This is a genomic window from Vibrio sp. B181a, from assembly GCF_030248375.1.
Lineage (GTDB): Bacteria > Pseudomonadota > Gammaproteobacteria > Enterobacterales > Vibrionaceae > Vibrio > Vibrio campbellii.
This window is the reverse complement of sequence record NZ_JAHGAD010000111.1, coordinates 1-7,666: the sequence shown is the minus strand read 5'-3', so window position 1 is coordinate 7,666 and position 7,666 is coordinate 1. Positions and strand designations below refer to the sequence as shown.

The 7,666-nt window shown below is 46.4% G+C and carries 8 protein-coding genes and 1 pseudogene; 7 read left to right on the top strand and 2 right to left on the bottom strand.

Annotated elements, in window-relative coordinates; translation table 11 throughout:
- Positions 1–723: 723 nt before the first annotated feature.
- Together KIO97_RS25765 and KIO97_RS25760 are read left to right on the top strand one after the other, a co-directional pair.
- Positions 724–1,038 carry a hypothetical protein gene (locus tag KIO97_RS25765; protein ID WP_285384334.1) on the top strand — a complete coding sequence of 105 codons (315 nt, stop codon included), beginning with the start codon at positions 724–726 and terminating at the stop codon, positions 1,036–1,038.
- 220 nt (positions 1,039–1,258) lie between these two features.
- Complete coding sequence (locus tag KIO97_RS25760; protein ID WP_255984916.1) at positions 1,259–1,417, top strand: Hok/Gef family protein; 159 nt, start codon at positions 1,259–1,261, stop codon at positions 1,415–1,417.
- A 79-nt stretch (positions 1,418–1,496) separates the two neighbouring features.
- Here KIO97_RS25760 and KIO97_RS25755 read toward each other — a convergent pair whose 3' ends face one another.
- Both KIO97_RS25755 and KIO97_RS25750 read right to left on the bottom strand, forming a co-directional pair.
- Positions 1,497–2,501 carry a hypothetical protein gene (locus KIO97_RS25755; RefSeq protein WP_285384333.1) on the bottom strand — a complete coding sequence of 335 codons (1,005 nt, stop codon included), beginning with the start codon at positions 2,499–2,501 and terminating at the stop codon, positions 1,497–1,499.
- Positions 2,502–2,518: 17 nt separating this feature from the next.
- Complete coding sequence (locus tag KIO97_RS25750) at positions 2,519–3,436, bottom strand: integrase domain-containing protein (protein ID WP_285384332.1); 918 nt, start codon at positions 3,434–3,436, stop codon at positions 2,519–2,521.
- 1,049 nt (positions 3,437–4,485) lie between these two features.
- Between KIO97_RS25750 and KIO97_RS25745 the strand changes: the two genes are divergently transcribed.
- The 5 genes and pseudogenes from KIO97_RS25745 to KIO97_RS27090 form a co-directional block, all read left to right on the top strand.
- The gene (locus KIO97_RS25745; protein WP_285384331.1) at positions 4,486–4,920 is read left to right on the top strand and encodes a single-stranded DNA-binding protein; all 435 of its coding nucleotides are present in this window, start codon (positions 4,486–4,488) and stop codon (positions 4,918–4,920) included.
- A gap of 13 nt (positions 4,921–4,933) precedes the next feature.
- Positions 4,934–5,167: a hypothetical protein gene (locus tag KIO97_RS25740; RefSeq protein WP_086370776.1), complete on the top strand. Its 234-nt coding sequence runs from the start codon at positions 4,934–4,936 to the stop codon at positions 5,165–5,167.
- The gene (locus KIO97_RS25735; RefSeq protein WP_039977194.1) at positions 5,164–5,385 is read left to right on the top strand and encodes a hypothetical protein; all 222 of its coding nucleotides are present in this window, start codon (positions 5,164–5,166) and stop codon (positions 5,383–5,385) included. Before KIO97_RS25740 ends, KIO97_RS25735 begins: the two co-directional genes overlap by 4 nt.
- Positions 5,378–5,758, top strand: a complete 381-nt coding sequence (locus tag KIO97_RS25730; RefSeq protein ID WP_285384330.1) for a hypothetical protein — start codon at positions 5,378–5,380, stop codon at positions 5,756–5,758. The genes KIO97_RS25735 and KIO97_RS25730 overlap by 8 nt, the downstream gene beginning before the upstream one ends.
- Positions 5,759–7,666: pseudogene (locus KIO97_RS27090) on the top strand (DNA topoisomerase III); the annotation flags it as partial.

The following is a 7,666-nucleotide window of genomic DNA, read 5'->3' as shown; positions in this document are numbered from 1 at the left end:
CAATGTTGATGGTAAATCTTGATTGCAGCAAGGGTCTGCCAATGCCCATTTTTTGTGATACGATCAGGGTGTTGTAGTTGAATACTGACTACACAGTATTAAGCACACGGGGTTTATCCCCCTTAAATGGCGTTCTGAAACGTGTCGCGGCTTCTTACTCGATAAGAAGTTGGAATGCATCACTAAACTGCTCAGGCTTTGCGCCTGTTCAATCTACCTGATTGATGTTTACATCAATTCAATGTGGCCACTGCGCCATGCGACTGCTCTTATTTCTGCGAGCTATATTCTACTTTACAACAGCCTGTTGTGAGCCATTCGACCTGCTTGGCGTTCAGATCCTGAGGGGGATCAACGCGTCAAATGACTTTACTTAAGGAGCGATTCTTTATTTCCATTACTACCAGTCAGCGTGTGAGCTGGCGAGCCGAAATCATGCTTGAATGATTAATTCGTGAGAAATCACGTCGCCGTAAGGCGTAAACTTAAGATTTGCAGAGGGCCTTCACTTGCTCGATCAAGTGAAGGCCCTTTGTTGTTTGAGCAAACATGAAAGTGGGTAGCTGCGATAATCGGCCAGCTATCAAGTCTAGGTAGGTGTATCAAATAAGTATGTTTGATACACACGATGGTGATCCAACGTCTAGTCTCTGTTACCGCGTTCGTAGTATACGTAGAATGTTGTTATCATATTGATAGCGTGGGATTTCTCAGGAATTAGATGTGAGTGAACTAAAAGGGCTGCAGGCGCGAATATCTCAATTTGGTAAGGACGTCCAGGGAGAGGTGTATTTCTATGTTAAAGGCGAGGAGCTGCCATTCAAATTGGATATGAGTATGGTCAATCTCAGCTTGATCCCATACCTTGCGGTCGGGCTCGGAGTTACGATGAATTACCTATCCAAAGAAGATCACCATGTCGTGAATTGGTGGTCATTTGTTAAAAGCCCACTCAAAGATGATCAAGGAAACCCCGTTCCCTGGTCTTCTCGCCGCATTCGTTACCGGCAGACGTCATTGCCACTGGCAAAATCTTGAGCAGGACGAAACAAACATTCGTGATTTGAAAGGCTTGTGGTAGAATTTGTTTGGGCGCTCTTGACTTGTTTGTCATGAGCGTTGAGCAATTTGCTTGTGGCAGACAAACGAAAGCCCCGTTATCCGGTTACTGTTAGCGCAGTAACTTTCATTTAACGAGGCCTTAGTTTATGCTTGACAGCTTAATTATACCGCCTCTTTTACTGTGGAGGCAACAAAAATGCCGAAAAATAAAACAGCACTCGCAGGACTGATTGTTCTGTGTCTAACGTTCTTGTGTGGAATATGGCTAGTTCGAGACTCACTGTGTGAGGTTCGCTACCAGAATGAAAGCACAAGTTTTCTGGCTCATTTTGTTGTCTACGAAGCAGTAAACTAGAGCTGGACAGGGAAGAGGGTGACAGGAAGCCCTCTTTCCTGATTCAGTTTGTGAAGCATGGTCTAAGAGCGCCCTTATTTTACTCTTTTGCCAAATTACGCAGTTCTTCTTCCGTCATGCCGCACTTCAAACAAAGAGCGGGCAAGACTTTATGAAGTAGACGTTGGCTTTCAATCATTTCATTGACGTAGATGTCAGGGTGAATCCTTGGTGGGAAAAGCCCCATCATTTCAGCTTCGGTATAGTCGTATAGACCTTCGTGATCTTTGGTTACTAGGTGGAGAAGTTCTGCACGCAACGCTAAGCGATGTCGGTGAGCATGGCTTTTTAACGCTTCAATGTAGGCGTGAGTATTCGCGATGGTTTTTTGTTGAAACTGCCCTAGTGTTGGGTACAAAGGATCGTCTTTTAAAGCTTGGTAAACCGCCAGATCAACCAAAATAGCTTCCCATTCCACACTGTATTCAAATGGATATTCAGAGTCATTGTGTAATTCATCAAAGAATGCGACGTAGTAACTCTGCATGCTCACCATTGCATCTAACACTAAAGATAGCGTAACTACATAAGGATCGTGGCCGATCAAATGCTCAAGTTCATCAAATGAGTCGCTATCTTTTAAAAGGAATGATTTAGGAAATTCTGTAGGGAGCTTCATGCCAATGTGTATTAGCGCTTTAAGTAGGCGTTCACACAGTAAATATCGGTCTTGCGTAATGCCTGTCGAAGGGGCATCAAAGAGGTAGCGATGCAAAGCGTCACTGCTTAGTGCGTCAATTAATTTCTGCCAGTGTCCCATTTCTTTTACTCCTCCTACTGCAAGGAGTAAAGAGGGGGACGTATATTCGTTTCCAAGTACGAGTGTTTCTAGTGCATCACTGATTGTTTCAGGCAGATCAGGCTGAGAAGTATTCAGCCAATCCTTGAGTTGTTGTTCATCAATGCCTAATTCTAGAGCAAGTTTTGTTAATGAACCTAGCTTTTGAGTCGCGAGAGTGATGAGAATATGCTCAATGTCTTCCAGTTGACTTTCTGGAGCTTGAGGTTGTGGCAAGATTTGCTCGATAAGAGATGATGAAATCATAAGATTTTTCCAAGTTTTTAACGCGCACCTGCGCATAAGTAATGAGTGGTAATGTCTTCTCGAAAGTGGCCGAGTTCCTGGCTAACAATGGCTTTTCGATCTTTATAAGTTTCATCGAAAATCGAGTATGACATTCGTTCTTGTGCATAGCTGTATCTCAAGCCGTGGGCGCCATTTGACCAGCCTAAGACAGATTTTGAGCGCTGACTAAATGCGTCGCTGAATTTTTTTCCGCCAGCAATATCGTAATAAGTGATAATTTTGCATCGACGATCTTCCACTTCGATAGGGGAGGGAAGTCGTTTGGTCTCTAGAATTTCAGCGAGTTCATTAGGGAGCATAACGACTCGTTTTAGTCCCCCTTTCCCCTTTACAATGTATTTAACCCCCTCTCTTCCTTTAAATAGGTCTTTACGCCATTTTCGACTTTTTGACGGATGAACCTCATCGAATCGTCTTATGGTTAAAAGCTCTTGAGCTCGCAGTCCGGCAGAAAAGGCGATGGCTGTAGAGAGCTGCATCCGTTCACGCTGATGCGTCATGATCTTTTCTACTTGTTCAAATGTGTAAGCTCGATTTACCCACTTTCGTTCTTGTAATTCCCCTTGGATGAGTACTTTTTTTCCCGGCTCATAAATATCAACAATCCGTTGTAATACTTTTCTTTCATTTCTTAGTGACTTTGCAGAAATTTGGTTTCTTCGGGATTCAATATAATTATTTGCGACACTACTTGTTAACTTTTTGATTCTCCCTATACCAAGTGAATCCATAATTCTGGCAGTTACTTCAATATGACGGAATAAGGTCATAAAGCTATGGATCTTTCCTTCTTTCTGAACCTTACTTTGACCAATTCCTTGATAGTGAAAGTAATAAAATCGCGAAGTTTGATCTTCTAGTTTATGTCGTTTTTTAGTTTTTATTTGAACCATCGCGTGTTACCTCATTCCAGTATTTAATGCGCTGGTAAACGGTTTTTTTTGATATGGATATATTCTTTTTATGCTTGAGCCAAAGAACAATTTCACCATAAGAACAGTGACATTGATGCCTCAGAGCAAGAATTTCACAGCGATACTTATCAAGAGGTGAACCCTTTGACTTATTCCGATGGTGAATTTCGGTGTCATTGACACTCAATGGTTTAGGCATTGCCTCAAGTAATGAATTTAAGAAGCTATTACGTGTCATTATTTTCGCACCAATTGAATGAAACTCTACGTCGAATTGATGACTCGTTGATGACAATACCATGTTGCACTTTGAGCCAATCCGCGATTTTTTTATAGCTCAATCCAACTTGCCGCAATATCAATATTTCATTCTTTAGATGATCTATTTTTGACGCTCTCTGAGCTTTTTTATATAGCCGGATCTCATCAACGTCGCGACAAAGATCATTAATGAATTTCGATGTATTTCTATTCGTCATAATCATTATTCGTGAACTCAGCGTTAGGCGTTAAGTCGTTACCTCAACATTGACGATCTTTATGGCTCAAAATTAGGCTAACCCATGTAATTACTGCATGCAAGTCCCCCTCAATGGTGATTTTTAAAAATCAGCGTTGAGGGGGGACGGCTGAAATATTGCCGTGATTTCGATATTTGTTGAGGCAGCCACCAAATAAATGAGGCATTAAAAGAAATAACGGCATTGAGGCAATCAATCAAGGTTAATATAAGGAGCAGAGCGACAACGTTTGACTTGAATCAAATAATGGTGAGCTGAGGCAGGAGGGGAAAGGGAAAAACAAAAGGGTGAGGCAGTGGGATATTAAACCAAGCCGATCATGTTGGTGAATCAAATTGCAATAAATGATTATTTTTTTGGATCTTGAGGCAAGACTTTAGCCAGTGTAACAGAAAACTTTAAAATAATCTTAATTAGAAAAATTATTTTTTCACCGATTCTAATTGAGATTTTTACATTTCTTTTTTGCTAGATTTTCTCTTGATTCAATCCACCGGAGAAAAACCAATGGCAAAAGGTATATTTATTTTTGATGGCAATATCGGCATGACCCCTGAATTACGCTGGCAACCTGCCAATGAGCGTTCAAATGGCGAAGCCAGACCATTATTAAAATTCAATGCAAAATACGACCGATTAATTAAAACCCATAATCCAGACCAACCTTATGAAGATAAAGGCGGTTTTTGGGTGGACATCAGTTATTGGGGGCGTGACGCCGAGCATCTGAGTAAATTATTACAAAAAGGCATGCGTGTTCGTGTTGAAGGGGAATTACGTATCGACAGCTGGGAAGATAAAAATAACCCCGGTCAAATGGTCAGTGGCATGGCATTAACCGCGTCCACCATTTCTATTATGGCGCAGCGCGTGGATGCGGTGTTATTAAAAGCGCGTCAGCCAAATAAAAATTTTCCTTCTCAATCTGAGCCTGAGCTCTAAATAAGGAGAGGTGATGAAAGGGGTGAATTTATCTAACGCCATTGCCGCGCTGCGTTTTCGAGTGCGAGCGCGCCGAAGTGGCGATGCGGACCAACTCGTGCAAGCAGAGCTGGGCGTGAAAGCGCAAGAGCCATTTTGCTCTCAAGTTCAGCAAGCCTTGATTGGAAATCGTGACGGCATGACGCTGAGTAAGGTCACCCCTGGATGGGTGAAAAAGCAGCTAGCCAGTAAAGCGGAGGCAACATGAGACGTTGGCATTTATTAGTTCGTCGCCTGCTCGAAGAAGAGGGCATTACTCAGTTTGTCTTTGGCTCAGCAGGCAGTGGTCACATTGCTATCTGTTCGCCGTACTTGCGCGGACGATTAATCGTCTCGTCCACGCCAAAAAAAGAAAAGCGCACCTTGCAAAACGTTCGCCGAGATGTGCGCCGATTGAAAATCCCACAGGAGGTATGCGATGACTAAGCACGCTTATCAACTCTTTAATCCCATTGAGCAGGTGGTGCGGCCATTGCCACTGCTCAATAACGTCACTCAAGAAACGGCGCATCCGATGGTGCCGGCGGTGTACATCCAGCTGCAAGCGGAAGCGCTGTTTGGCGTGCGCCTTGGCGCCGTCAGACTCAGTGCGTTGTTGGCGCAGTTTTATGGTTATCGCATCGTTGGGGCGGCGGAGCACATCGACCGTGTGGACGTTCGCCTGGCAAGAGAAGAGGCCGAGACGGATGAGATTTACCACAATGAAGCGTTGGCGCGCGATGGATTGGTCAGCGCCATTCGTCAATCCATTCCCGGTGACGTGGTCACGTTATCCGAACGACTGGCGGAGGTGAGTTAAATGCGTCTGTTTTTATGTGAAAAGCCCTCACAAGGGCGTGATATTGCCAACGTCTTAGGTTGCCATGAAAAAATCGACGGCGCGCTGCGTGGCAATGGCGATGTTGTCACCTGGGCTTTTGGGCATCTTCTGTCTCAGGCTGACCCAGAGCATTATGATGCCTCGCTCAGTGGTGCATGGTCTTATGAGCAGCTGCCTATCGTGCCATCTCAGTGGCAGATGGTGGTGCCCAGTGACAAGAAAAAGCAGTTCAACATCATTAAAACACTGCTCGCGAGCTGCAGTGAGATGGTCATCGCCACTGACGCAGACCGTGAAGGGGAGGTGATTGCTCGTGAGATTTTAGACTATGTCGGTTACACCGGCCGCGTTTCTCGTTTGTGGTTAAGTGCGCTGGATGAAGCCAGCATTCGCAAGGGGCTGGCGAGCTTACGACCAGGCAGTGAGCATGAGCCGCTTTATTGGGCGGGTCTTGGCCGCAGCCAAGCCGACTGGCTGCTGGGCATGAACTTAACACGGCTGTGCTCCATTGCAGGGCGTGAAGTGGGGTATCGCGGCGCGTTGTCAGTGGGGCGCGTGCAAACGCCGACGCTGCGCTTGGTGGTTGAGCGAGACGTCGCGATTGCCAATTTTGTCTCTAAGCCCTTTTATGACGTGGTGGCGAAAGCAGGCTTTGATGCTAAGTGGCAAGTGCCAGAAGCGCTTGGTGATGAATCTGGGCGTTGCCTCTCGCGTGATGCGGCAAGCCAAGTGGCAGCGCAGTGCCAGGGACAACCCGCGCTGGTGAGTACGTTTGATACCAAGCGCCAGAAAGCCAAACACCCCGCGCTGTTTTTCTTAGGCACACTGCAAAAAACGATGTCAGCCCAATACGGCTATACCGCTCAGCAGGTACTCGATACGGCGCAGGCCTTGTACGAAAAACACAAGTTAACCACCTATCCACGCACCGATTGCGCCTTCTTACCAACCAGTCAGCAAGGGGAAGTGAGCCAGGTTGTCAATGCACTCAGCTCAGAGAGTGCGTTTGCGTCAATGTGTCACGGCGTCGATGTAGCACTGCAAAGCGCTTGCTGGAACGATAAGAAGGTCGCTCAAAGCTCGCACCACGCCATCGTTCCTACCGCAAAGACGCCCAAACTGGCTGAGCTCAGTGAGCGAGAGCGTCATGTCTACATCGCGGTGTGCAGCGTTATCTAGCGCAGTTCTACCCTTATGCGGAGGATGATGCGACCAGTATTGAACTGCAGTGTGGGGTACACCGCTTTAAAGCCTCTGGCAAAGTTGAACGTGTCAAAGGCTGGCGTGTGGTCACCTGTGGTGACGAAGAAAAGGGAAAAGACGAGGGGAAAGGGAAGCGCGAAGCGAGTGCCAACCAAACCCTGCCGTCCCTGACTATCGGTCAATCTGTCACGCTTTCTGATGTCAACGTGGTGGATAAGAAAACCACGCCACCGGCGGCGTTCACCGAAGGCACGCTGCTTGATGCGATGGCTAACATTGCGCGCAGCGACAACATCCCCGCTCAGTTTAAAGCCATCTTAAAAGAGACCGCCGGACTTGGCACCCAAGCAACGCGCGCGGCCATCATCGAGACCCTGAAAAAGCGCGGATTTATTGAAGCCAAAGGCAAGAAACTGCTCAGCACCGCGGCAGGGCGCGGCGTCATTCAGGCGCTGCCTAATGAGGTGAGCAATCCGGTGATGACGGCGGTTTGGGAGCAAGCACTTGAAGGCATTGCCAACAAAACCACCACCCTAGAAGCGTTTATGCAAAACCAAGAGGGGTTTGTGCGCGCGATTATCAGCAAGGTGAAATCGGGTGAGCTGCAAATCAACCTACCCAAAGTTGTGGAACCCACCGCGCCTTGTCCACTGTGTGGTAAAACCATGCGCTTTCGACATGGCA